We start from the raw sequence: 25715 nt of genomic DNA on the forward strand, positions 1-25715 counted from the left end.
ACCATGTCCGACCTGCTCAGCCGCACCCACGCCATTGCCCTGGACGCCGCCGATCCGCTGCGCCCGCTGCGCAATGAATTCCTGATTCCGCGCCATGGCGGCGGCGAGCAGACCTACTTCGTCGGCAACTCGCTGGGCCTGCAGCCGCGTGGCGCGCAGGCGGCCGTGCAGGAAGTGATGAAGCAGTGGGGTGAGCTGGCGGTGGAAGGCCACTTCACCGGCCCGACGCAGTGGCTGTCCTACCACCGCCTGGTGAGCGCGCAGCTGGCCCGCGTGGTCGGTGCGCTGCCCAGCGAGGTGGTTGCAATGAACACGCTGAGCGTGAACCTGCACCTGATGATGGTCAGCTTCTACCGGCCCACGGCCGAGCGCCCGGTGATCCTGATGGAAGCCGGCGCATTCCCGACCGATCGCCACGCGGTGGAAGCACAGATCCGCTTCCATGGTTTCGACCCGGCCGAGTGCCTGGTGGAAGTGCAGCCGGACGAGGCCAACGGCACGATTTCACTGACCGCGATCGAGCATGCCATCGCCGAGCACGGTTCACGCCTGGCGCTGGTGCTGTGGCCCGGCGTGCAGTACCGCACCGGCCAGGCCTTCGACCTCGATGCGATCACCCGCGCCGCACGCCTGCAGGGCGCGCGTATCGGCTTCGACCTGGCACACTCGGTCGGCAACCTGCCGCTGCGCCTGCATGACGTGGCCCCTGATTTCGCCGTGTGGTGCCACTACAAGTACCTCAACAGCGGCCCGGGCGCGGTTGCCGGCGCCTTCGTCCACGAGCGCCATCACCGCGACACCAGCCTGCCGCGCTTTGCCGGCTGGTGGGGCCATGAGGAATCCACCCGCTTCCAGATGGCACCGCAGTTCACGCCGGCCATCGGTGCCGAAGGCTGGCAGCTGAGCAATCCGCCAATCCTCGGCCTGGCGCCGCTGCGCGCCTCGCTGGACCTGTTCGAGCGCGCCGGCATGGAGGCGCTGCGCAGCAAGTCGCTGGCACTGACCGGCATGCTCGAAGCACTGGTCCGTGCGCGCCTGTCCGGCGTGCTGGACATCATCACCCCGGCCGAGCCGCAGCGCCGTGGCTGCCAGTTGTCGCTGCGCGTGATCGGTGGCCGCGAGTGCGGCCGTGCGCTGTTCGAGCATCTGCGCGGCATCGGCGTGCTCGGCGACTGGCGCGAACCCGACGTGATCCGCATCTCGCCCACGCCGCTCTACAACCGCTACCTGGACGTGCACCACTTCGTCGAGGAAGTGGAAGCCTGGGCCGGCCTCTAAGCCGGCCCCTCCCCTACTGCTGGACAGTTCGTTGATCGCACACGCTTCCCGCTCGTTGAGCATTATCGGTGCCGGCCTTGCCGGGTCCCTGCTGGCCATCCTGCTGTCACGCCAGGGCTGGCGCATCACCTTGTACGAACGCCGCGGCGATCCACGCGTGGCCGACTACGAGAGCGGCCGCTCGATCAACTTGGCGTTGGCCGAGCGTGGGCGCAACGCACTGCGTCAGGCGGGCGTGGAAGACGAGGTGATGGCGCGCGCGGTGATGATGCGCGGGCGCATGGTGCACCCGCGCGAGGGCGAACCGCAGCTGCAGCGCTATGGCCGCGACGACAGCGAAGTGATCTGGTCGATCCACCGCAGCGACCTGAACACCACGCTGCTGGAGCTGGCCGAACAGGCCGGCGCCACCGTGCACTTCCATCGCCGCCTGCACACCGTCGATTTCGATGCGGGTTACGCACGCTTCATCGATGACCGTGACGACAGCCCGCACGACATCCGTTTCGACACCCTGATCGGTGCCGACGGTGCCGGTTCGGCACTGCGTGCGGCGATGAACCGGCGCGCGCCGCTGGGTGAGGACATCGCCTTCCTCGACCACTCCTACAAGGAGCTGGAGATCCCGCCGGCTGCCGATGGCAGCTTCCGCATCGAGCGCAATGCACTGCACATCTGGCCGCGCGGCCACTACATGTGCATCGCCCTGCCCAACCATGAAGGCACCTTCACCGTCACTCTGTTCCTGCCCAACCAGGGCGACCCCAGCTTCGCCACGGTCAACACCGGCGCACAGGCCGAGGCGCTGTTCGCGCGCGAGTTCGCCGACACCCTGCCGTTGATCCCGAACCTGCGCGCGGACTGGGAGCAGCATCCGCCGGGCCTGCTTGGCACGCTCACTCTGGAACGCTGGCACCAGCAGGGCCGCGCCGTGCTGATCGGCGACGCCGCGCATGCGATGGTGCCGTTCCATGGCCAGGGTATGAACTGCGCGTTCGAGGACTGCGTTGCGCTGGCCCGTCACCTGATGGAGGCCGATGATCTGGAAGGCGCGTTCGCCGCGTTCGAAGCCGAGCGCAAGCCAAATGCGCGCGCAATCCAGCAGATGGCGCTGGAGAACTACCTGGAGATGCGCGACCGCGTGGCCGATCCCGCCTTCCTGCTGCAGCGCGAGCTGGAACAGGAACTGCAGCGGCGCTGGCCGACCCGCTTCGTACCGCACTACACGATGGTCACTTTCCTGCACACGCCGTACGCCGAGGCGCTGCGCCGCACCGAACTGCAGCGCGACATGCTGGTGGCCGCCACCGCCGGTCACGATTCACTGGACAACATCGACTGGACCGCACTGGAAGCACAGATCCACGCCCAGCTGCCGGTCCTGGAGGGCGCGCACTGATGGCTGACAGCTTCCTGTTCTACGACCTGGAAACCTTCGGCCAGGACCCGCGGCGCACGCGCATCTCGCAGTACGCCGCGATCCGTACCGACGCCGATCTCAACGAAATCGACACGCCGGTCAGCTTCTTCGTGCGCCCGGCCGATGACCTGCTGCCCTCGCCGATGGCCACGCTGGTCACCGGCATCACCCCGCAGCAGGCACTGGCCGAGGGCATCAGCGAGGCCGAGGCCTTCGATCGCATCAACGAGCAGCTGTCGCGCCCCGGCACCTGTGCGCTGGGCTACAACACGCTGCGCTTCGACGATGAGTTCGTCCGCTACGGCCTGTTCCGCAACTTCCACGACCCGTACGAACGCGAGTGGCGCAACGGCAATTCGCGCTGGGACCTGCTGGACATGCTGCGGCTGATGCGCGCGATGCGCCCGGACGGCATCCGGTGGCCGCTGCGCGAGGATGGCGCCACCTCGTTCAAGCTCGAGCACCTGGCCGAGGCCAACAACGTGCGCGAAGGCGATGCGCACGAAGCGCTGTCCGACGTACGCGCCACCATCGGCATGGCACGCCTGTTCAAGCAGTCGCAGCCACGGCTGTGGGAGTACGCGCTGAAGCTGCGCGACAAACGCTTCGTCGGCAGCCTGCTGGACGTGGCCGCGATGAAGCCGGTACTGCACATTTCCATGCGCTACCCGGCCAGTCGCCTGTGCGCGGCCCCGGTGCTGCCGCTGGCCGCGCACCCGACCATCAACAACCGGGTGATCGTGTTCGACCTGGAAGGCGAGATCGACGATCTGCTGGAACTGCCGGCCGAGGTGATCGCACAGCGCCTGTACATGCGCGCCAGCGAGCTGCCCGAAGGCGTGGCGCGGGTGCCGCTGAAGGAAGTGCACCTGAACAAGGTGCCCGCGCTGATCGCCTGGAACCACCTGCGCGCCGATGACCACGCGCGCCTCGGCCTGGACGTGGCCGCGATCGAGGCCAAGGTGGAACGCCTGCGCGCGTTCGCCCCGCAGCTGGCCGAGAAGGCCCGGCAGGTCTACAACCAGCCCCGCGCCGCCACCGTGGCCGATGTCGATGCCTCGCTCTACGACGGCTTCCTCGGCAATGGCGACAAGCCGCTGCTTGCGCTGGCACGCACCACCGCGCCGGAGCAGCTGGCCGCGCTGGAAGGCCGCTTCCGCGACCCGCGCCTGCCGGAGCTGCTGTTCCGCTACCGCGCGCGCAATCATCCCGACAGCCTCGCGCCGGCTGAACGCCAGCGCTGGCAGGATTACCGCCGCCAGCGCCTGCTCGGAGATGGCGGGCTGGGCGAACTCAACCTGCCCCAGTACCAGCAGCAGCTCGATGCACTGGCCGCTGAAGCGCCCGACGACGCGCGGCGCCAGGCCCTGCTGCAATCGCTGCGCGACTGGGGCCAGCACCTGCAGGAGACCTTGTGAGTACCTATTTCTCGGACGCCAGCTTCAAGTTCCTGCGCAGCCTGGCGCGGCATAACGACAAGGCGTGGTTCAACGACCACCGCCAGCAGTATGAAGACCACGTGCGGCAGCCATTCCTGCGCCTGCTGGGTGACCTGCAGCCGGCGCTGGCCGAGGTCAGCGACCACTTCCGCGCCGATACCCGCGGCGTCGGCGGCTCGCTGTTCCGCATCCATCGCGACGCGCGCTTTTCCAACGACAAATCCCCGTACAAGACCTGGCAGGGTGCACGCCTGTTCCATGAGCGCCGCCGCGAGGTGGCCGCGCCCTCGTTCTACGTGCACCTGCAGCCGGGCGAGAGCTTCGTCGGTGCCGGCCTGTGGCATCCGGAACCGGAGACCCAGCGCCGCGTGCGCCACTTCATCCTCGACAACCCGGGCAGCTGGAAGGCCGCAGCGCATGCACCGGCCCTGCGCAAGCGCTTCGACTTCGAAGAGAGCGAGAAGCTGGTGCGTCCGCCGCGCGGCTTCCCGGCCGACTTCGAATTCATCGACGACCTCAAGCACCGCAACTGGGTGATGTGGCGCTCGCTGGACGACGCCACCATGACCGGCCCGCGCCTGCTGTCCACGCTGGGCAAGGACCTGGCCGCGCTCGGCCCGTTCGTCGACTACCTGTGCGCGGCGCTGGACCTGGAATTCTGATGCCGTTGGCACAGCAACGCCGCACGCTGGGCCGCACCGGCCTGGCGGTTTCGCCGGTGGGCCTTGGCTGCTCCGGCTTCTGGGGGCATCGCCGCTTCCCGGAACAGTCGGCCGCGCACGTGGTCGAGCATGCACTGGCACAGGGCGTGAACCTGTTGGACACCGGCCACAACTATTCCGGTTTCCACGCCGAGCCGCGACTGGGCCGCATCCTGCGCCCGTTGCTGAAGCGATACCCGCGCGAGTCGCTGGTGATTTCCAGCAAGGGCGGCACGCTGACCGGCCAGGCCGGCGTCAGCGGCGCCGAGCAACGCAATTTCTCGCCGGCAGCCATCACTGCCAGCTGCGAGGCCTCTCTGCGCAACCTCGGCCTGGATTACCTGGATATCTACCAGCTGCACGGTGCCAGCCAGCACGACATCAACGATGACCTGCTGGCCGCGCTGCAACGCCTGCGCGAACGCGGGCTGATCCGGCACACCGGCATCAATACGCACACGGCATCGACCCTGCGCTGGATGATCGACCATCCCACGCTGTTCGACGTGGTGCTGCTCGATTACAACGCCCTGCAGCAGGACCGTGAACCCCTCATCGACCAGTTGCACGCGGTGGGCATCGGCGTACTGGCCGGCACCGTGCTGGCGCAGGGCCATCTGCTGCCACCACGCCCGCGCCTGCCACGACCGGCGGATGCCTGGTACCTGGCCAGGGCCTGGCTCAAACCGAGCAGCCGTCAACTGATGCGCAGCGCACGCAACATGCGGAAGGCACTCGCCGCCATCCGCAGCCAGCGCCCGGCCCAGACCGCGTTTGCCTACGCCCTGGGCCATCCCGGCGTGGCCAGTGGCATCCTGGGCACCACCCGCACCGGCAGCCTGGACGAAGTACTGGCGACGCGGCTTGAGGCACTGACCGCAGCCGAACGCCAGCAGCTGGTGGACGCCTTCGGTGATGGCCGCGGATCTCCCAGTCATTGAGTCTTCACCCCATGCTGCTGCGGTTGCGGCAGTCTGGGCGGCATGAAGAAACTCACCGCACTCGTTGGGCTGCTGGTCCTGGCCTTGGCCGCCTGGTGGTTCGGCGGCCCGTACATGACCGTCAATGGCCTGTCCAAGGCCATTGAGCAACGCGACACCGCGCGCCTGGAGCGTTACGTTGATTTCCCGCGCGTGCGCAGCAGCCTGCGCGCGCAGCTCAATGACTATCTGGTGCGCCAAGCCGGCCCGGATGTGGCGGCCAGCCCGTTCGGTGCCCTGCTGTACGGGCTGGGCGACCAGCTTGGTGGTGCCGCGGTGGACACCATGGTGACCCCGACCGGGATCGGCGCGATGCTGCAGGGTCACGTGCTGTGGAAGCGCGGCCGCAATGAACTGCAGGGCGGCGATGCCTTCGGCGCGACCGAACCCGCACGGCCGCTGAAGCATGCCGAACATCATTTCGAAGCGCTGGACCGCTTCGTGATCGATGTCGATCGCGGCCCCGGCCAGCCGCCGATGAAGGTGGTGCTGGAACCGCAGGGCCTGCGCTGGAAAGTGGTGGACCTGCAGCTGGGGATGTCCGGCAGCCCTTGACGGGACCCGTGGCCTGACGGCAATGCCAACCAAGGTTGGCGACTACCGGGGCATGGCGCTCTGGTAGATGCCCACCTTGGTGGGCACGCATCCAGGACGGCGCCAACCAACGTTGGCAACTACCAGACCCTATCCTTCGTTGGCAACGCCATGCGGCACGTGGCCGGCGGCTACATGCTCTCGGGCGCTGTCGATGTTGTGCTGCGAATCATCGAAGAAGATGTCGGCGCCGAACGCCTGCAGGAACGGGCCCTTGTGGCGGCCACCGAGGAACAGCGCTTCGTCCAGGCGCACACCCCACTCACGCAGGGTGCGGATCACCCGTTCGTGCGCAGGTGCCGAACGCGCGGTCACCAGTGCGGTGCGGATCGGTGCACTGTCTCCGGCCGGGAACACTTCCTGCAGCGTGTGCAGCGCCGACAGGAAGCCACGGAACGGCCCGCCGCTGAGCGGCTCGCGGGCGCGCTCGCGTTCGTGGCGGCCAAAGGCTTCCACGCCCTGCTCGCGCGAAATGCGCTCACTCTCGTCGCCGAAGATCACGGCGTCACCGTCAAAGGCGATGCGCAGCTGGCCGGCCGGGCGACCGGTATCGATCTGGTCGGCCGCCGCAGCGGCGGTCTCGCCCGGCGGCTTGGGCAGGATGGTCGCCGCCGCGATGCCATGGCGCAGCGCGCTGCGCACCGATTCGGGGTTGGCCGACAGGAACAGGTCGGTGCCGAATGGCTTCACGTACGGCCAGGTCGGCTCGCCGGCGGTGAACGTTGCGCGGATGATGCCCAGGCCGTAGTGCTGGATCGAATTGAAGATGCGCAGGCCGGTATCGGCCGAATTGCGCGACAGCAGGATCACCTCGACCCGCGGGTTCTCCGGGCTGGCGCCCTGATTCAGCGCCAGCAACTTGCGCACCACCGGGAAGGCCACGCCGGGCCCGAGGATATCGTCCTCGTGCTGGCGCTGGAATTCGGCATAGGCCGCCACGCCATCGCTCTCGAACAGCGCATGGCTTTCCTCGAGGTCGAACAGGGCGCGCGAGGTCACCGCGACGGTCAGCAAACGGGGGGAGTTGTCGCCCATCGGTGGGGGTCCTTCAAGCGGTCGGCGGGGCCGGCCGCCTATTGTCGTCAAAAAACGAACTGTTCGCTCAGGATCCGGTCTTCCAGGTTGTGCTCCGGGTCGAACAGCAGGGTCACGCGGCGGTCCTTCGACTCGCGGATGGTCACCTCGACCACGTCGCGGGTCTCGTGCGAATCCGCTGTAACGCTGACCGGGCGCTTGTACGGATCAAGCACGCGGAAACGCACCTCGGTGTCGGCCTTGAGGATCGCCCCGCGCCAGCGTCGCGGCCGGTAAGGGGCCAGCGGCGTGAGCGCGATGGTATGCGAGCCCAGCGGCAGCACCGGTCCGTGCGCGGAATAGTTGTAGGCGGTACTGCCTGCCGGGGTGGCCACCAGCACGCCGTCTCCGATCAGTTCGGCCACACGTTCCTGGCCGTTGAGGTCGATGCCGATATGCGCCGCCTGCCGGGTCTGGCGCAGCAGCGACACATCGTTGTAGGCCAGCGAACCGGTACTGGTGCCCGACTCGGTCAGCGCCACCATTTCCAGCGGGCGCAGGTTGGCCGGTTCGGCACGGGCGATGCGGGCCTGCACGTCATCGTCGCCACGGTACTGGTTCATCAGGAAGCCGACGGTGCCCAGCTTCATGCCGAACACCGGCTTGCCCAGGTGCCCGTGCCGATGCAGGGTCTGCAGCATGAAACCGTCGCCGCCCAGTGGGCACAGAACGTCGGCCTGCTCCGGCGCGTGGTCACCATAACGCGAGACCATGGCCGCGCGGGCCATCTGCGCGGGCTCGGTGGTGCTGGCCAGGAAAGCGATGCGGGGGGTGTCGCTCATCGGTGGATCCGGGGGGGACTGGTGAAGAGCATAACCGAGCGCCGGGGGTGGACCGCGCGGGGCGGATGACCGGCATATCCGCCGGGACACGCCGTAAACCCGTCCCTGGGGGCTCGATCGCGCCATCCATGGCGCTCACGGTCCCGGCGGATATGCCGGTCATCCACCTGACAGGTCGACGGCCGGCGTCGGGTCAGTGATCGCAGAAAAACAGGCAGAAACAGAACGGCCCCGCTTTCGCGGGGCCGTTCCTCCAACTGCTGCAGATCAGGAGCCCCCCTGAGTCAGGGGGGCGCGCCAACGGCGCGGGGGTCTGGGAGCATGGTTGGCATGGGGCCCACGGTTTGCAGAGCAAACCGTGGGGCGTCAGCGCGAATGCGCTTACGCACCATGCGCGGCCAGCTGGCCCAGGCGCTGGACGGCGACCGAGACGGTCGGGTAGTCCAGGGTCTTCTGCTCGGCCAGTTCGGCCAGCATCGCCAGGGTGAAGCGCAGGCTGTTGTCATCGCGGCCCATCCATGCGGCCACCTTGGCTTCGGCACTGCCACCCTTGGTGCCCAGCACCTGGCCCGCCAGGTTGCGGTGGTTGGCGGCCAGCTCGTCGCGCAGCACGCCACGTGCCACGGCGTGCCAACGGCCGTTGACCTCCAGCGCGTCGACCTGCTCGAACAGCCATGGCAGCTGCAGGGCATCGCCCAGGCGGAAGTGGACCTTGGACACGTCCACCGGCTTCAGCTTGCGGGTACGGGCCAGTTCGATGATGTCGAACGCCGGCTCCAGGAAGTGCAGTTCGGCCAGCTGCTGTGCCAGCGCGGACGGCAGGCCCTTTTCCTTCCACTCGGCCACCAGGGCTTCGTAGGTCGGACGCTGCGAATCCGGCAGCACACCCGAAGCAACGCGGATGTCGTTGAACGGACCCTGGTAGCGGTTGACCGCTTCGGTGATGCCCGGCATCGCGCCCGGGCGCGACAGCAGCCAGCGCACGAACGAGCGCTGCAGCTTCCAGATCACTTCCAGTGCGTCGATCTGCACCGACTCCGGCACCTTGCCGTCGAGGGCATCGATCTGCGCCCACAGCGCGCGTGCATCCAGCGTTTCACGGCTGATGGTGTAGGCCTTGGCGACCTCGGCGATGGAACGACCGGTGTCTTCCTGCATGCGCATCAGGAAGGTGGCGCCCATGCGGTTGATGGTCTGGTTGGTCACGGCCGTGGCGATGATTTCGCGCTTCAGGCGGTGACGCTCCATTGCGTCGGCGTACTTCTTCTGCAGCGGGGTCGGGAAGTAGCGCTGCAGCTCCTTGGACAGGTACGGATCTTCCGGAATGTCCGAATCCAGCAGCTGGGCGAACGCCACCAGCTTGGAGTAGGACAGCAGCACCGACAGCTCCGGACGGGTCAGGCCCTGGCCGCGTGCCTTGCGCTGCGACAGCTCGGCATCGGACGGCAGGAACTCGATCTGGCGATCAAGCAGGCCCTGCTGCTCCAGGGTACGGATGAAGTGCTGCTTGGAACCCAGGCGCTTGACCGCCATCCGCTCCATCAGGCTCAGCGCCTGGTTCTGGCGGTAGTTGTCGTTGAGCACCAGCTCGGCGACTTCATCGGTCATCGAAGCCAGCAGCTTGTTGCGCTGCTCGACGGTCAGCTTCTTGGCCCGCACCACATCGTTGAGCAGGATCTTGATGTTGACTTCATGGTCGGAGGTGTCGACACCGGCCGAGTTGTCGATGAAGTCGGTGTTGAGCAGCACGCCGGCCTGGGCAGCTTCGATGCGGCCCAGCTGGGTCATGCCCAGGTTGCCGCCCTCGCCCACCACCTTGCAGCGCAGCTCGCCACCGTTCACGCGCAGCGCGTTGTTGGCGCGGTCGCCGACATCGCTGTGCTGCTCGCTGGCGGCCTTGACGTAGGTACCGATGCCGCCGTTCCACAGCAGGTCGACCGGTGCCTTCAGGATCGCGCTCATCAGGTCGTTCGGCGACAGCGCCTTGACGTTCTCGTCCAGGCCCAGCACTTCACGCACCTGCGGGGTGATCTCGATCGACTTCAGGCTGCGCGGGTACACGCCGCCACCCTTGCTGATCAGCTTGGCATCGTAGTCCGCCCAGCTCGAACGCGGCACGGTGAACAGGCGCTCACGTTCGACGAACGTGGTGGCTGCATCCGGGTTCGGGTCCAGGAAGATGTGGCGGTGATCGAACGCGGCGACCAGGCGGATGTGGCGCGACAGCAGCATGCCGTTGCCGAACACGTCGCCGGACATGTCGCCGACGCCGACTGCGGTGAAGTCCTGGCTCTGGCTGTCACGGCCCAGCGCACGGAAGTGGCGCTTGACCGACTCCCACGCACCGCGTGCGGTGATGCCCATGCCCTTGTGGTCGTAACCCACCGAACCACCAGAGGCGAACGCATCGCCCATCCAGAAGCCGTGCGCGATGGCCAGGCCGTTGGCAATGTCGGAGAAGGTCGCGGTGCCCTTGTCGGCAGCCACCACCAGGTACGGATCGTCCATATCGTGGCGCACGACATCCACCGGCGGCACGATCTTGTTGTTGACGATGTTGTCGGTGATGTCCAGCAGGCCCTGGATGAACAGCTTGTAGCAGGCCACGCCGTTAGCGAAGATCGCGTCGCGGTCGCCGTTCACCGGCGGGGTCTTGGCGAAGAAGCCGCCCTTCGCGCCGACCGGCACGATGACGGTGTTCTTGACCATCTGCGCCTTGACCAGGCCCAGCACTTCGGTACGGAAGTCTTCGCGACGGTCCGACCAGCGCAGGCCACCACGGGCGACCGCGCCGAAGCGCAGGTGGGTACCTTCCACGCGCGGGCCGTAGACGAAGATTTCGCGGTACGGGCGCGGCTTCGGCAGGTCCGGCACCAGCGCCGAATCGAACTTGAAGCTGATGACATGGCCGTGCTGGCCGTTGGCATCGGTCTGGTAGTAGCTGGTACGCAGGGTCGCGTCGATCACGCCCATGAACGAGCGCAGGATGCGGTCCTCGTCCAGGCTGGACACGCGGTCCATCAGCTTCAGCAGCGCATCGCGCGCGGCCTGCATCTGCGCGTCGCGGTCACCCTTGCGGGCATCGACCACGGTCTTGAGCACCTTCAGGGTGGCGTCGTCGCCAGCAGCCAGCACATCGAAGTGGGCCTTCAGCTGGGCCTGGCCGGCGGCGATATCGTCCTTGCTCTCCTGGCCGGTAGCCGGATCGAAGCGGGCTTCGAACAGCTCGACCAGCAGGCGGGCCAGCAGCGGGTAGCGCGCGAAGGTGCCTTCCACGTAGGCCTGCGAGAACGGCACGCCAGTCTGCAGCAGGTACTTGCAGTAGCCACGCAGCATGGCGACCTGGCGCCAGTGCAGGCCAGCGGCCAGCACCAGGCGGTTGAAGCCGTCGTTCTCGGCATCGCCGTGCCAGACGCGGGCGAAGGTCTCGCCGAAGGCTTCATCGACGCTGGCGGCATCGATCGCGCCGGCGGTCGACTCGACCTCGAAGTCCTGCACGTACACCGGCGCGTTGTCGACCGACAGGCGGTACGGACGCTCGGCGATCACGCGCAGGCCCATGTTTTCCATCATCGGCAGCGCGTCCGACAGCGGAATGTCGTCCAGCTGGCGATACAGCTTCAGGCGCAGGCCATCGCCGCTTTCGCGCGGCACGGCCTGCAGGCTCAGGCGCAGGTCGTCCGGGCCGGTCAGGGCATCGAGCTGGCTGACATCGTTGGCGGCAACGGCGGTGCTGTTGTCTTCAATGTAGCCGGCCGGCAGTGCCTTGCCGATACGGGCAGCGATGCGCAGGCCTTCGGTTTCGCCATGGCGGGTCACCAGCGCTTCGCGCAGGTCGTCCTGCCAGTTGCGCAGCACCTGGGCCAGCTTCTGCTCCAGTTCGGCGGTATCGACGTCCAGCATTTCGCCCGGCTTGGGGCGCACGATCAGGTGCACCTGGGCCAGCGGCGATTCGCCCAGCACCACCGAGCTGTCCACGTACTCGCCGTGCAGCGCGTCCTTCAGCATCGCTTCGATGCGCAGGCGCACGTCGGTGTTGAAGCGCTCACGCGGCAGGTAGACCAGCGCGGAGATGAAACGGCTGTACTTGTCGCGGCGCAGGAACAGGCGGCTGCGCACGCGCTCCTGCAGGCCCAGCACGCCCATGGCAGTGCGGAACAGTTCGTCCTCGCTGGACTGGAACAGTTCTTCGCGCGGCAGGGTTTCCAGGATGTGGCGCAGGGCCTTGCCGCTGTGGCTGGCCGAGGCCAGGCCCGACTGCTTCATCACGTGCTCGTGGCGCTGGCGCACCAGCGGGATTTCCCACGGGCGACGGTTGTAGGCGCTGGAGGTGAACAGGCCGAGGAAGCGCTGCTCGCCGATGATCTTGCCCTTGGCGTCGAATTCCAGCACGCCGATGTAGTCCATGTAGCCGGCGCGGTGCACGCGCGAACGGGCATTGGTCTTGGTCAGGATCAGCGCGTCCTTCAGCCCGGACGTGGTGTTCAGGCCCTGCGCGGCCAGGGTCTTGACCGGACGGGCGGCGGACTTGTCCTTGCCGCGCATCAGGCCCAGGCCGGTGTCGTTCAGCGGCGCCAGCACCTCTTCCTTGCCCTGCTTCTCGACGCGGTACTCGCGGTAGCCGAAGAAGGTGAAGTGGTTGTCGGCGGCCCAGCGCAGGAATTCCTGTGCTTCCTTGCGCGACGCGTCGTCGACCGGCAGCTGGCGGCTGCCCAGGTCGTCGGCCAGCGCCAGTGCCTTGTCCTTCATCGGCTGCCAGTCGCGCACGATCGCACGCACTTCGTCCAGCGCCTTGCTGATGGCCTGCTCGATGGCCGCCATGGCTTCGGCCGGCTGGCGGTCGATCTCCAGCAGCATCACCGACTCGGCATCACCCTCGCCGACCTTGACCAGCTTGCCGGCCTTGTCGCGGGTGAAGCGCAGCACCGGGTGGCCCAGCACGTGGACGCCTACGCCCTGTTCGGCCAGCGACATGGTGACGGTGTCGACCAGGAATGGCATGTCGTCGTTGACGATCTGCAGCACGGTGTGCGGCGATTCCCAACCGTTGGCCTTCGCGGTCGGATTGAACACGCGGACGTTGGCCTTGCCGGCCTTGCGGGCACGGGCGAATTCCAGCGTCTCAGCCGCGAGAGCGGCCCACTCTTCAGCGCTGTGGTGCGGGAACTCGTCCGACTCCATGCGCTTGTAGAAGTCAGTGGCGAAGGCCACCGCTTCGGCCTGTGCGGCCGCGGGGTAACGCTTGCGCAATGCCGTGTACACCGGCTCCAGGGAGAAACCAGCGGTCACTGCGACCTCCGACTCTGCTGGTTTGGTCTTGTTTTTCACGGTCTTGGCTGCGGTTTTTTGCGGTTTCATGGCAGAGCGATGCGCTTGCTCAGTTGGGAAAATGAAATTGTAGCCCTACCGCACGAAAAGGCCTTGCTGCAGGACGGAATAACCAGATTCGGGTTTGCTGCGGTTTAGACGCCTATTCAGTTCGCACCGGTATGGTGCTGGTGCGCGCTTCAGCACTGCCGACAGGATCGGCAAAGCGTGTTACCGGAAGACACACGCGGCGACGCCGATTCGATTCCACAATCCTGAACTGGACGGTATAGTCCACCGCGTGAACCCGGCCTACCTCCCCGTTGCCCTCGACGCACGCGATGAGCGCGTGTTCGATGCCGTGCGCGAGCTGTTGGCCCAGCAGGGCATGCAGATGAGCATGGACGCGGTGGCCCAGCATGCCGGCTGCTCCAAGCAGACCCTGTACTCGCGCTACGGCAACAAGCAGGAACTGCTGCGCCGGGTGATGCAGCGCCATGTCGGCCACGCTACCGGAGCCATGGTTCGTGCACTCCGCACTGACGACCTGCGTGCCAGCCTGCTCCAGTTCGCCACCGACTTCCTGGAGCATTTCAACCAACCGCACGTAGGGCAGGCCTGTCGGCTGATCGCCGCCGACGCGGCCCAGTTTCCCGAAGAGGCGCGTACGCTGTACCGGCATGGCGCCGGCGCGCTGACGCTTCATCTTGCTGAATGGATTGAAACCGTTTGCATGCGTGGCCAGCTCCGGCATGACGACCCGCACTTCATGGCCGAACTGCTGCTGAGCATGATCGCCGGTCAGGATTTCGACAAACAGCGTTTCCATACCCCCCATCGTGATGACGCGCAGCTGCGTCGGCGCTGGGCAGAGTTCTCCGTCGACAGCTTCCTGCGCGCGTTCGCGCCTCAGCCGTCGGCGGCCCCGTCTTCAAACCAACCCCGGAGTTCCTCCTGATGACCGCCCCACTCCGCACCCTTGCCCTGACGTGCGCCGTTGCTGTCGCGCTGGCTGCCTGCAAGAAGCCGGAACAGCAGACGCCCCCGCCGCCGGAGGTGGGCGTGATCGACGCCAAGCCGCAGACCCTGCCGCTGCAGCGTGAGCTGGTCGGCCGCCTGTCGCCGTTCCGCAGCGCCGACGTCCGCGCGCGCGTGCCGGGCGTACTGCTCAAGCGCGTCTACCAGGAAGGCTCGCAGGTCAAGCAGGGCCAGCCCCTGTTCCTGATCGACCCGGCGCCGCTGCGTGCTTCGCTCAATGCCTCCGAGGCCCAGCTGGCCTCGGCCCGCGCCACCTACGCCAACGCCAAGGTCGCCGCCGACCGCGCGCGTTCGCTGGCGCCGCAGCAGTTCGTCTCCAAGTCCGACCTGGACAACGCCGAATCGGCCGAGCGCACCGCGCTGGCCGCGGTCAAGCAGGCCGAAGCGGCGGTGACCTCTTCGCGCATCAACCTGGGCTACACCGAAGTGACCGCACCGATCAGCGGCGTGGCCAACAAGCAGCAGGTCACCGAAGGTGCGCTGGTCGGCCAGGGCGATGTGACCCTGCTGACCACCGTCGACCAGCTCGACCCGCTGTACGTCAACTTCTCGCTGAGCGTGGACGAGTTGACCCAGCTGCGCGCGCAGCAGGCCAAGGGTGCGCTGGCGCTGTCTGGTGACGGCAAGGCTACGGTCAACGTCAAGCTGGCCGACGGCAGCACCTACAGCGAACCGGGCACGCTGGACTTCTCTTCGACCACGGTCGACCCGGCCACCGGCGCGGTGTCGCTGCGCGCGCTGCTGCCGAACCCGCAGCAGATCCTGCTGCCCGGCGCCTTCGTCAGCTTCCAGGCCAACCTCGGCGAGCGCAACAACGCCTACCTGGTGCCGCAGCAGGCGCTGCTGCGCGACACCACCGGCGGCTACGTGATGGTGGTCGGTGCCGACGGCAAGGTCGTGCGCAAGAACGTGAAGACCGATGGCGCGCAGAACGGCAACTGGCTGATCAGCGACGGCCTGGCCGCCGGTGACAAGGTGATCGTGGCCGGCGTGCAGAAGGTCAAGGAAGGTGCGCCGGCGGTGGCCAAGCCGTGGACCCCGGGGCAGGACGCCAACGGCAAGCCTGCCGCAGGCGGCGCCGCTCCGGCGGGCGCAGCACCGGCCGCAGGCAAGGCACCGGCCGACGCGGCCAAGCCCGAGCAGGCCGATGCGGCCAAGCCGGCCGCCAACGATTCGAACAAGCAGTAACGGGAACCTTCCGTCATGCCTAAATTTTTCATCGAACATCCAGTCTTCGCCTGGGTGGTTGCGATCCTGATCTCGCTCAGCGGCGTGATCGCGATCCTCAACCTGGGCGTGGAGTCCTATCCCAACATCGCCCCGCCGCAGGTCACCGTCTCGGCGACCTACCCGGGCGCCAGTGCGGACACCACCGAGAAATCGGTCACCCAGGTGATCGAGCAGCAGCTGACCGGTATCGATCACCTGCTGTACTTCAGCTCATCGTCCGCCTCCAACGGCCGCGCGCAGATCACCCTGACCTTCGAGACCGGTACCGATCCGGACATCGCCCAGGTGCAGGTGCAGAACAAGGTCTCGCTGGCCACGCCACGCCTGCCTTCGGAAGTGACCCAGCAGGGCGTGGTGGTGGCCAAGGCCAACGCCGGCTTCCTGATGGTGATCGCGCTGCAGTCCGATACGCCGGCCATCAACCGTGACGCCCTGAACGACATCGTCGGCTCGCGCGTGCTCGACCAGGTCTCGCGTATTCCCGGCGTCGGCAGCACCCAGCAGTTCGGTTCCGAGTACGCCATGAACATCTGGCTCAACCCGGAGAAGATGCAGGGTTATGGCCTGTCGGCCAGCCAGGTGCTCGCCGCGGTGCGTGCGCAGAACGTGCAGTTCGCCGCCGGTGCGCTGGGTTCGGACCCGTCGCCGGAAGGCCAGCACTTCACCGCCACGGTCTCGGCTGAAGGCCGCTTCAGTTCGCCGCAGGAGTTCGAGAACATCATCCTGCGGGCAAATCCGGATGGTTCGCGGGTGCTGATGAAGGACATCGCCCGCGTTGCCTTCGGTGCCAACAACTACGGTTTCGACACCCAGTACAACGGCAAGCCGACCGGTGCCTTCGCCATCCAGCTGCTGCCGGGCGCCAACGCCCTGAACGTGGCCGATGCGGTGCGCGCCAAGATGGACGAGCTGCAGCCCAGCTTCCCGTCCGGGGTGACCTGGTTCTCGCCGTACGACAGCACCACCTTCGTCAAGATCTCCATCCAGGAAGTGGTCAAGACACTGTTTGAAGCAGTGTTCCTGGTGTTCCTGGTGATGCTGATCTTCCTGCAGAACTTCCGCGCCACCCTGATCCCGACCCTGGTCATCCCGGTGGCCCTGCTCGGCACCTTCCTGGGCATGTGGATGATCGGCTTCACGATCAACCAGCTGACCCTGTTCGCGATGGTGCTGGCGATCGGCATCGTGGTCGATGACGCGATCGTGGTGATCGAGAACGTCGAACGCATCATGACCGAGGAAGGCCTGGCGCCGAAGCCGGCCACGCAGAAGGCGATGACCCAGATCACCGGCGCGGTGGTGGCGATCACCGTCGTACTGGCCGCGGTGTTCATCCCGTCCGCCCTGCAGGGCGGCGCCGCCGGTGAGATCTACAAGCAGTTCGCGCTGACCATCGCCATCTCGATGGCGTTCTCGGCGTTCCTGGCTCTGGGCTTCACCCCGGCGCTGTGCGCGACCTTCCTCAAGCCGACGCACAACGACAACCCGAACATCATCTACCGCACCTTCAACAAGTACTACGACAAGATCAGCCATACCTATGTGGGGCACATCACTTCGGCGGTGCGCCATGCACCGCGCTGGATGATCCTGTTCGTGGTGCTGACCGCACTGTGCGGCTTCCTGTTCACCCGCATGCCGGGCAGCTTCCTGCCGGAAGAAGACCAGGGCTATGCGCTGGCGATCGTGCAGCTGCCGCCGGGCTCGACCAAGGGCCAGACCAACGAAGTGTTCGCGCAGATGCGTGGCATCCTGGAAAAGCAGGATGGCTATGAAGGCATGCTGCAGGTGGCCGGTTTCAGCTTCGTCGGTTCCGGCGAGAACGTCGGCATGGGCTTCATCCGCCTGAAGCCATGGGAGGAACGCAAGTTCACCGCGCCCGAGTTCATCCAGAACATGAACGGCGCGTTCTACGGCATCAAGGAAGCGCAGATCTTCGTGGTCAACCTGCCCACCGTGCAGGGCCTCGGCCAGTTCGGCGGCTTCGACATGTGGCTGCAGGACCGCAGCGGTGCCGGCTACGAGCAGCTGACCCAGGCGCGCAACATCCTGCTTGGCCAGGCTGCGCAGAAGCCCGATCATCTGGTGGGCGTACGCCCGAACGGCCTGGAAAACGCCCCGCAGCTGCAGCTGCATGTCGACCGCGTGCAGGCGCAGTCGATGGGCATGTCGGTGTCGGACGTGTACAGCACCATCCAGCTGATGCTGGCCCCGGTGTACGTGAACGACTTCTTCTACGAAGGCCGCATCAAGCGCGTGACCATGCAGGCCGATGGTCCGTACCGCACCGGCCAGGAATCGCTGAAGAGCTTCTACAGCCCCTCCAGCCTGACCAAGAACGCCGATGGCACCAGTTCGATGATCCCGCTCAATACGGTGGTCAAGTCCGAATGGGTGTCGGCACCGCCGTCGCTGAGCCGCTACAACGGCTACTCGGCGATCAACATCGTCGGCTCGCAGGCACCGGGCACCAGCTCGGGTGAGGCGATGCAGACCATGGAAGGCATCGTCAACGACGATCTGCCGGCTGGCTTCGGCTACGACTGGTCGGGCATGTCCTACCAGGAAATCCTGGCCGGCAACGCGGCGACGCTGCTGCTGGTGCTGTCGATCGTGGTGGTGTTCCTGTGCCTGGCCGCGTTGTATGAAAGCTGGTCGATCCCGGTGGCGGTGCTGTTGGTGGTGCCGCTTGGCGTGCTTGGCGCCCTCGGCCTGTCGATGCTGCGTGGCCTGCCGAACGATCTGTTCTTCAAGATCGGCCTGATCACCGTGATCGGCCTGGCCGCCAAGAACGCGATCCTGATCGTGGAGTTCGCGGTGGAGCAGCGCGCAGCAGGCAAGACCCTGCGCGATGCCACCATCGAGGCGGCCCGCCTGCGCTTCCGCCCGATCCTGATGACCTCGTTCGCGTTCATCATGGGCGTGATCCCGATGGCGATCTCCACCGGCGCCGGCGCCAATTCCCGCCACGCCATCGGTACCGGCGTGATCGGCGGCATGCTGTTCGCCACCCTGCTCGGCCTGCTGATGATCCCGGTGTTCTTCGTGGTCGTGCGCCGCATGCTGGGTGACAAGCTGGATGAGTCCTCCAAGGAATTCATGGAGCGCCAGCGCGACGCGGAAGCCGCGCATCGTCCGGATCGTTGATCCGGTAGTGAGTTGAAACGAAAAGGCCCCGGAGCGATCCGGGGCCTTTTCATTCGTGCCATGAAGCCGGTAGTCGCCAACCTTGGTTGGCGCCGCTGGATCCATGCCAACCAAGGTTGGCGCATGCCAAGCCGGCGTCTCAGCGCAGCAGTGCAACCACCACGCACACCACCACGAGAGCCAATGCAGCCCATTGCATCGGCACAAAGAAGAAATGATGGGGTGCAGCCATACCCTTCTGCCGGGGCGCACGGTTGAGCCACAAACCCAGCAATACGTTCACCGCTGCGCCGATGCCTGCACCCAACAGAACCTGGGGCAGCGGCGTGTTGCCCCTGGAGCCTTCATGCGGAAAGAAGTACGCCAGCAGCAGGATGGCTGCAATCGGCGTCACCAGCGTCATGAATCCCCAACCTCGATAGATCATCTTTGCAGACCGCGTAAAAACCGGCTTGCATTGGACCAGATCGGGTATCGCTCGGCCAAGAAGACCGTGTATCCACGCATGGCGTGGATCTACTGGCCGCGCCGCCGTTGCAGCGGCGCGGCCGGTCGAACTCAGCGCAGCCCGGTCTCGTTGCGGGCGATCACCAGGCGCTGGATTTCCGAGGTGCCCTCGTAGATCTCGGTGATCTTGGCATCACGGAAGTAGCGCTCCAGCGGCATTTCCTTCGAGTATCCCATGCCGCCATGAATCTGCACGGCCTGATGGGTGATCCACATCGCCGCTTCCGAGGCCGTCAGCTTGGCCACCGCCGCTTCGGTGCTGAAGCGCTTGCACTGGCCCTTCACCCACGCCGCGCGCAGGGTCAGCAGCAGCGCTGCGTCCAGCTTGCACTTCATGTCGGCGATCTTGGCCTGGGTCATCTGGAAGGTACCAATGGCCGCGCCGAACGCCTTGCGCTCCTTCACGTACTCCAGGGTCGCTTCATAGGCGGCACGGGCGATGCCGATGGCCTGCGAGGCGATACCGATGCGGCCAGCATCGAGCACGCTCATGGCGATCTTGAAGCCCTCGCCTTCCTGGCCCAGCACGTCTTCAGCCTGCGCCACGTAGTCGTTGAACTCGATCTCGCAGGTGGCCGAGGCGCGGATGCCCAGCTTCGGCTCGGTCTTGCCGCGGCCGAAGCCGGCCTTGTCGGTGTCGATGAGGAAGGCGGTGATGCCGCGTGCGCCCTTGTCCGGCTCGCTCATCGCGAACAGCACGATGTACCTGGCCACCGGGCCGGAGGTGATCCAGCTCTTCTTGCCATTGATGACAAAGGTGCCGTCTGCCTGCTTCACCGCGCGGCAGCGCATGGCGGTGGCGTCGGAGCCGGACTGCGGCTCGGTCAGCGCAAACGCGCCGATGGCCTCGCCCTCGGCGATGGCACGCACGTAGGTCTGCTTCTGCTGCTCGGTACCGTGGGTGAGGATGCCATTGCAGAACAGCGAGTTGTTGACCGACATGATGGTCGAATGGGCCGCGTCGGCGGCGGCGACCTCCACCATCGCCAGCACGTACGCCACCGGGTCCATGCCCGCGCCACCGTATTCGGTCGGCACTTCGATGCCCATCAGGCCGTTCTCGCCCAGCAGGCGGATGTTGTCGAGCGGGAACTCGCCGGTACGGTCATGGTGCTCCGCGCTCGGGGCGATCTTCTCCTGCGCGATGCGCCGCGCAACGTCCTGCAGCATCAACTGCTCTTCGGTAAAGCTGAAATCCACAACACCCTCCCGGGTACATGAAGTTATGGGCTACATACGGCGCGCCCAGGTGCCCCGATTGTACCGGGGCCCGGCTGTTTCCGTACGCTGGCGACTTGACCGCGACGGGCCCTTTCAGCGAATATATCTCTATATCGCGATAGGTAGATATTTATGGATCTTGAAGACTGGTCGACCCGCCTGAAGGTGTTCGCCGATGCGACCCGCGTGCGCCTGCTGGCGCTGCTGGAGCAGGAGGAACTGACCGTGGCCGAACTGTCGGCGATCACCCGGCTGGCACAGCCGCGCGTCTCCACCCACCTGGCGCGCCTGAAGGAAGCCGGCCTGGTCCGCGACCGCCGTGCGGGCGTATCGGCCTATTACCGCTTCGACGAGGCCCAGCTGGACCCGGCGCAGCGTGCATTGTGGCATGCCTTGAGCAACGGAAGCGATGACCCGCTGCTGCGCCAGGACGCTGAACGCGTCGCTGCCGTGCTGGCCCACCGCGCCTCCGACCAGAACTGGGCCGACAGCGTGGCCGGCGACATGGAACGCCACTACTCCCCGGGGCGCACCTGGGAAGCCCTCGCCCGCACCGCGCTGCCGCTGCTGGAGACCGGCGACGTGCTGGACATCGCCTCTGGTGACGGCGTGCTGGCCGAACTGGTGGCCCCGCATGCCAAGCGCTACATCTGCATCGATACCAGCGCGCGCGTGGTTGCCGCCGCCAGCGAGCGCCTGCGCCGCCTGCCCAATGTGGAAGTGCGCGAGGGCGACATGCATGCGCTGCCGTTCAAGGACGGCAGCTTCGACCTGGTGGTGCTGATGCATGCGCTGACCTACGCCAGCAAACCGGCGCAGGCGGTGACCGAAGCCGCGCGCGTGCTGCGCTCCGGCGGCCGCCTGCTGCTGTGCAGCCTGGCCCGCCACGAGCACAAGGCGGCGGTCGAGGCCTACGGCCACGTCAACCTCGGCTTCAGCGACAAGGAGCTGCGCAGGTTCGTCGACAAGGCCGGCCTGCAGGTATCCAGCCTGGAGACGGTCACCCGCGAAAAGCGTCCGCCGCACTTCGAAGTGATTTCACTGATCGCCAACAAGCCCTGAGCCCGAGATCGCCATGCCTGCCCTGCCCTGGTTGCATCCTGATCGTGCCAACGCCCTGCTCGACGCCCTGCGCGAGCGGATCCTGATCATCGACGGCGCGATGGGCACCATGATCCAGCGCCATGGCCTGCAGGAAGACGACTACCGCGGCGAGCGCTTCGCCGGTGGCTACGATCATGTGCATGGCCCCGCTTGCGACCACGCCGTGCAGGAAGGGCATGACCTGAAGGGTAACAACGATCTGCTGCTGCTGACCCGGCCGCAGATCGTCGCCGAGATCCATACCGCCTACCTGGAAGCGGGCGCGGATCTGGTCGAGACCAACACGTTCAACGCCACGTCGGTCAGCCAGGCCGACTACCACCTCGAACACCTGGTGTACGAACTGAACAAGGCTGGCGCAGCGGTGGCACGCGCCTGCTGCGATACGGTAGCCGCAACCACACCAGGCAAGCCACGCTTCGTGATCGGGGTGATCGGCCCGACCAGCCGCACCGCCTCGATCAGTCCCGATGTCAACGATCCGGGCTTCCGCAACACCAGCTTCGACGAGCTTCGCGACACGTACCGCGAAGCCATTGACGGCCTGATCGACGGCGGCGCCGACACCATCATGGTCGAGACCATCTTCGACACGCTCAATGCCAAGGCCGCGCTGTATGCACTGGAGGAGGCCTTCGATGCACGCGGTGCAAGGTTGCCGGTGATGATCTCCGGCACCATCACTGATGCCTCGGGACGCACGCTGTCCGGGCAGACCGCCGAGGCCTTCCACGCGTCGCTCGCGCATGCGCGCCCATTGTCGATCGGCCTGAACTGCGCACTGGGTGCCGATGCGATGCGCCCGCACGTGGAAACCCTTTCGCAGGTCGCCGACTGCTACGTCAGCGCGCACCCCAACGCAGGCCTGCCCAATGCCTTCGGCGAGTACGACGAGACGCCCGAGGACATGGCCAGCACCCTGCGCGGTTTCGCCGAGGATGGCCTGTTGAACCTGGTCGGTGGCTGCTGTGGCTCCACCCCTGACCACATCCGCGCAATCGCCGAGGCCGTGGCCGGGCTGCCGCCGCGCGCCCTGCCCGGTGTCCAGGAGCAGGCCGCATGAATGTCGCCGCCACCGTTCCGCACTTCCCGCCCTATTGCTGTTGAGCCGACGCCTGCCATGACGCCTGTCCGCCCTACCCGCCTGTCCGGCCTGGAACCTCTGGTCATCACTCCGGACCTGCTGTTCATCAACGTCGGCGAACGCACCAACGTCACCGGCAGCGCGCAGTTCCGCAAGCTGGTCAAGGAAGGCCGCTACGAAGAAGCGGTGGACGTGGCCCGCCAGCAGGTGGCCAGCGGTGCGCAGATCCTCGACGTCAACATGGACGAGGGCCTGATCGATTCGGAAGCGGCGATGACCCGCTACCTCAACCTGATCATGTCCGAGCCGGACATCGCCCGTATTCCGGTGATGGTCGACTCCTCCAAGTGGAGCGTGATCGAGGCCGGCCTGAAGTGCCTGCAGGGCAAGAGCGTGGTCAATTCGATCTCGCTGAAGGAAGGCGAGGCGCTGTTCCGCGAGCACGCACGCAAGGTCCTGCGCTATGGCGCGGCCGCGGTGGTGATGGCATTCGACGAAAGCGGCCAGGCTGACACCTGCGCACGCAAGGTCGAGATCTGCACCCGCGCCTACCGCATCCTGGTCGACGAGATCGGCTTCCCACCGCAGGACATCATCTTCGACCCGAACATCTTCGCCGTCGCCACCGGCATCGAAGAGCACGACAACTATGCGGTGGACTTCATCGAAGCCACCCGCATCATCAAGCAGACGCTGCCGCACTGCCATGTGTCCGGCGGTGTTTCCAACGTCTCGTTCTCGTTCCGCGGCAACGAAACGGTGCGCCAGGCCATCCACTCGGTGTTCCTGTACCACGCCATTGCCGCCGGCATGGACATGGGCATCGTCAACGCCGGCGCCATGCCGATCTACGACGAACTGGAACCGGAACTGCGCGAGCGCGTGGAGGATGTGATCCTCAACCGCCGCAGCGATGCCACCGAGCGCCTGCTGGAAATCGCCGAGCGCTACAAGGGCAAGAAGGGCGCGGCGAAGACCGAAGACCTCGCCTGGCGCGAGAAGCCGGTGGCGCAGCGCCTGGCGCACGCGCTGGTGCACGGCCTGGATGCCTTCGTGGAAGAAGACACCGAACTGGCCCGGCAGGCGTCCAGCCGCCCGCTGGACGTGATCGAAGGTCCATTGATGGATGGCATGAACGTGGTCGGCGACCTGTTCGGCGCCGGCAAGATGTTCCTGCCGCAGGTGGTGAAATCCGCGCGCGTGATGAAGAAGGCCGTGGCCTACCTGCTGCCCTACATCGAGGCCGAGAAGGCGCGCAGTGGAGACACCGCCAAGAGCAACGGCAAGATCATCATGGCCACGGTGAAGGGGGATGTGCATGACATCGGCAAGAACATCGTCGGCGTAGTCCTGGCCTGCAACAACTTCGAGGTGGTCGACCTTGGCGTGATGGTGCCGGCGCAGAAGATCCTCGATGCCGCGCGCGAGCACAACGCCGACCTGATCGGCCTGTCCGGCCTGATCACTCCATCACTGGAAGAGATGAGCCACGTGGCCCGGGAGATGCAGCGCCAGGGCTTCGACCTGCCGCTGCTGATCGGTGGAGCGACCACCTCGCGCGCGCACACCGCGCTGAAGATCGACCCACATTACAAGGCGCCCACGGTGTGGGTGAAGGACGCCTCGCGCGCGGTCGGCGTCGCCCAGTCGCTGATCTCGCGTGACCTGCGCGAGGCCTTCGTAGCCGCCAACGAGGCCGACTATGCCGAGATCCGCGCGCGTCATCGCAACCGTGGCGATGCCAAGCGCCTGGTTTCTCTGGAACACGCGCGTGGGCAGAAATTCCAGGGCGGCTGGGACACCTACACGCCGCCGGCACCGAACCAGCCCGGCCTGCACGTATTTGACGACTACCCGCTGGCCGAACTGGTCGACTACATCGACTGGACGCCGTTCTTCCAGGCCTGGGAGCTGGCCGGCAAGTTTCCGGCCATCCTCACCGACGAGATCGTCGGCACCCAGGCCAGCGATCTGTACAGGGACGCCCGCGCGATGCTCGAGCGCATCGTCAATGAGAAATGGCTGACCGCCAAGGCCGTGTTCGGCCTGTGGCCGGCGAACAGCATCGGCGACGACGTGCGCGTGCAGCACCCGCAGGGCGAAACCACCCTGCACTTCCTGCGCCAGCAGGTGGACAAGCCGGCCGAGCGCCCGGATTTCTGCCTGGCCGATTTCATCGCCCCGGCCGACAGCGGCAAGCAGGATTGGATCGGCGCCTTCGCCGTCACTGCCGGCATCGGCATCGACGCGCACGTAGCGCGCCTCGAAGCCGACCACGATGACTACAACGCGATTCTGCTGAAGGCCCTCGCCGATCGCTTCGCCGAAGCGCTGGCCGAGCGCCTGCACCAGCGCGTGCGTACCGAATTCTGGGGCCATGAGCACGCCGAGACGCTGGACAACGAGGCGCTGATCGACGAGGAGTACCGTGGCATCCGCCCGGCACCGGGTTACCCCGCCTGCCCGGAGCACAGCGAAAAGCGACGCCTGTTCGACCTGCTGCAGGCCGAAGCCAACGCCAGCATGGAACTGACCGAGAGCTTCGCGATGCTGCCTACGGCGGCCGTTTCGGGCTACTACTTCAGCCATCCGCAGAGCCAGTACTTCGTGGTCGGCCGCCTCAGCCGCGAGCAGGTCAGCGACTACGCCCGCCGCAAGGGCGTGGACCGCGCCCAGGCCGAGCGCTGGCTGGCCTCCAACCTCGACTACGACCCCGAATGACACAAAAAGGGGACGGAGGGGATTAAGTCGTTTGTGCCTAAAACGACTTAATCCCCTCCGTCCCCTTTTCGCTTCATCATTGCGCTGG

General features: G+C 66.4%; 17 protein-coding genes. 12 read left to right on the top strand and 5 right to left on the bottom strand.

Annotated features, from left to right (window positions below; all coding sequences use genetic code 11):
- The first annotated feature begins 3 nt into the window (after positions 1-3).
- Genes kynU through ACZK2R_RS14750 form a run of 6 tightly spaced genes read left to right on the top strand, consistent with a single transcriptional unit; the run spans position 4 to position 6373 of the window.
- Positions 4-1278, top strand: coding sequence for a kynureninase (gene kynU, locus ACZK2R_RS14725; protein WP_180837522.1), 1275 nt, complete (start codon positions 4-6; stop codon positions 1276-1278).
- Positions 1279-1309: 31 nt separating this feature from the next.
- Entirely contained in the window at positions 1310-2677 is a 1368-nt protein-coding gene (locus tag ACZK2R_RS14730) for an FAD-dependent oxidoreductase (protein ID WP_032127676.1), read from the top strand.
- Positions 2677-4116, top strand: coding sequence for an exodeoxyribonuclease I (sbcB, locus tag ACZK2R_RS14735; protein WP_180837521.1), 1440 nt, complete (start codon positions 2677-2679; stop codon positions 4114-4116). The genes ACZK2R_RS14730 and sbcB overlap by 1 nt, the downstream gene beginning before the upstream one ends.
- On the top strand, positions 4113-4799 hold the full coding sequence (locus ACZK2R_RS14740; RefSeq protein WP_032127674.1) for a DUF2461 domain-containing protein: 687 nt from the start codon (positions 4113-4115) through the stop codon (positions 4797-4799). Before sbcB ends, ACZK2R_RS14740 begins: the two co-directional genes overlap by 4 nt.
- The gene (locus ACZK2R_RS14745) at positions 4799-5779 is read left to right on the top strand and encodes an aldo/keto reductase (RefSeq protein WP_049463159.1); all 981 of its coding nucleotides are present in this window, start codon (positions 4799-4801) and stop codon (positions 5777-5779) included. The genes ACZK2R_RS14740 and ACZK2R_RS14745 overlap by 1 nt, the downstream gene beginning before the upstream one ends.
- A 42-nt stretch (positions 5780-5821) precedes the next feature.
- Positions 5822-6373, top strand: a complete 552-nt coding sequence (locus tag ACZK2R_RS14750) for a DUF2939 domain-containing protein (RefSeq protein WP_071227460.1) — start codon at positions 5822-5824, stop codon at positions 6371-6373.
- A gap of 129 nt (positions 6374-6502) precedes the next feature.
- Here the strand turns inward: ACZK2R_RS14750 and ACZK2R_RS14755 are convergent, their stop codons facing one another.
- From ACZK2R_RS14755 to ACZK2R_RS14765, 3 genes are all read right to left on the bottom strand, one after another.
- Positions 6503-7447 carry a 5'-nucleotidase gene (locus ACZK2R_RS14755; protein ID WP_005417414.1) on the bottom strand — a complete coding sequence of 315 codons (945 nt, stop codon included), beginning with the start codon at positions 7445-7447 and terminating at the stop codon, positions 6503-6505.
- Between the two features lie 47 nt (positions 7448-7494).
- Entirely contained in the window at positions 7495-8268 is a 774-nt protein-coding gene (locus ACZK2R_RS14760; protein WP_006376667.1) for an NAD kinase, read from the bottom strand.
- A 381-nt stretch (positions 8269-8649) separates the two neighbouring features.
- Positions 8650-13626 (bottom strand): NAD-glutamate dehydrogenase, encoded by a 4977-nt coding sequence (locus tag ACZK2R_RS14765; protein WP_180837519.1) that lies wholly within the window; start codon positions 13624-13626, stop codon positions 8650-8652.
- Positions 13627-13876: 250 nt separating this feature from the next.
- On the opposite strand from ACZK2R_RS14765, the gene ACZK2R_RS14770 reads away from it, so the two are divergent.
- From ACZK2R_RS14770 to ACZK2R_RS14780, 3 genes are read left to right on the top strand one after another with little or no spacing between them, the layout of a single operon-like run.
- Positions 13877-14533 carry a TetR/AcrR family transcriptional regulator gene (locus ACZK2R_RS14770; RefSeq protein ID WP_032127669.1) on the top strand — a complete coding sequence of 219 codons (657 nt, stop codon included), beginning with the start codon at positions 13877-13879 and terminating at the stop codon, positions 14531-14533.
- Positions 14533-15801, top strand: a complete 1269-nt coding sequence (locus ACZK2R_RS14775) for an efflux RND transporter periplasmic adaptor subunit (protein ID WP_180837518.1) — start codon at positions 14533-14535, stop codon at positions 15799-15801. Before ACZK2R_RS14770 ends, ACZK2R_RS14775 begins: the two co-directional genes overlap by 1 nt.
- A 15-nt stretch (positions 15802-15816) precedes the next feature.
- Positions 15817-18990: a multidrug efflux RND transporter permease subunit gene (locus ACZK2R_RS14780; protein ID WP_107433071.1), complete on the top strand. Its 3174-nt coding sequence runs from the start codon at positions 15817-15819 to the stop codon at positions 18988-18990.
- Positions 18991-19129: 139 nt separating this feature from the next.
- On the opposite strand, the gene ACZK2R_RS14785 is transcribed toward ACZK2R_RS14780, so the two are convergent.
- Together ACZK2R_RS14785 and ACZK2R_RS14790 are read right to left on the bottom strand one after the other, a co-directional pair.
- Complete coding sequence (locus ACZK2R_RS14785) at positions 19130-19393, bottom strand: hypothetical protein (protein WP_080355173.1); 264 nt, start codon at positions 19391-19393, stop codon at positions 19130-19132.
- Positions 19394-19548: 155 nt separating this feature from the next.
- On the bottom strand, positions 19549-20697 hold the full coding sequence (locus ACZK2R_RS14790) for an acyl-CoA dehydrogenase family protein (RefSeq protein WP_180837517.1): 1149 nt from the start codon (positions 20695-20697) through the stop codon (positions 19549-19551).
- Positions 20698-20850: 153 nt separating this feature from the next.
- Between ACZK2R_RS14790 and ACZK2R_RS14795 the strand changes: the two genes are divergently transcribed.
- The 3 genes from ACZK2R_RS14795 to metH are packed head-to-tail and all read left to right on the top strand — an operon-like array spanning position 20851 to position 25627.
- Positions 20851-21780, top strand: a complete 930-nt coding sequence (locus ACZK2R_RS14795; RefSeq protein ID WP_032127664.1) for an ArsR/SmtB family transcription factor — start codon at positions 20851-20853, stop codon at positions 21778-21780.
- Between the two features lie 13 nt (positions 21781-21793).
- On the top strand, positions 21794-22885 hold the full coding sequence (locus ACZK2R_RS14800; RefSeq protein WP_219630851.1) for a homocysteine S-methyltransferase family protein: 1092 nt from the start codon (positions 21794-21796) through the stop codon (positions 22883-22885).
- A 57-nt stretch (positions 22886-22942) separates the two neighbouring features.
- Entirely contained in the window at positions 22943-25627 is a 2685-nt protein-coding gene (metH, locus tag ACZK2R_RS14805; RefSeq protein ID WP_219630850.1) for a methionine synthase, read from the top strand.
- The last annotated feature ends 88 nt before the right edge of the window (positions 25628-25715 follow it).

The organism is Stenotrophomonas sp. 96582_Sma (genome assembly GCF_056480905.1).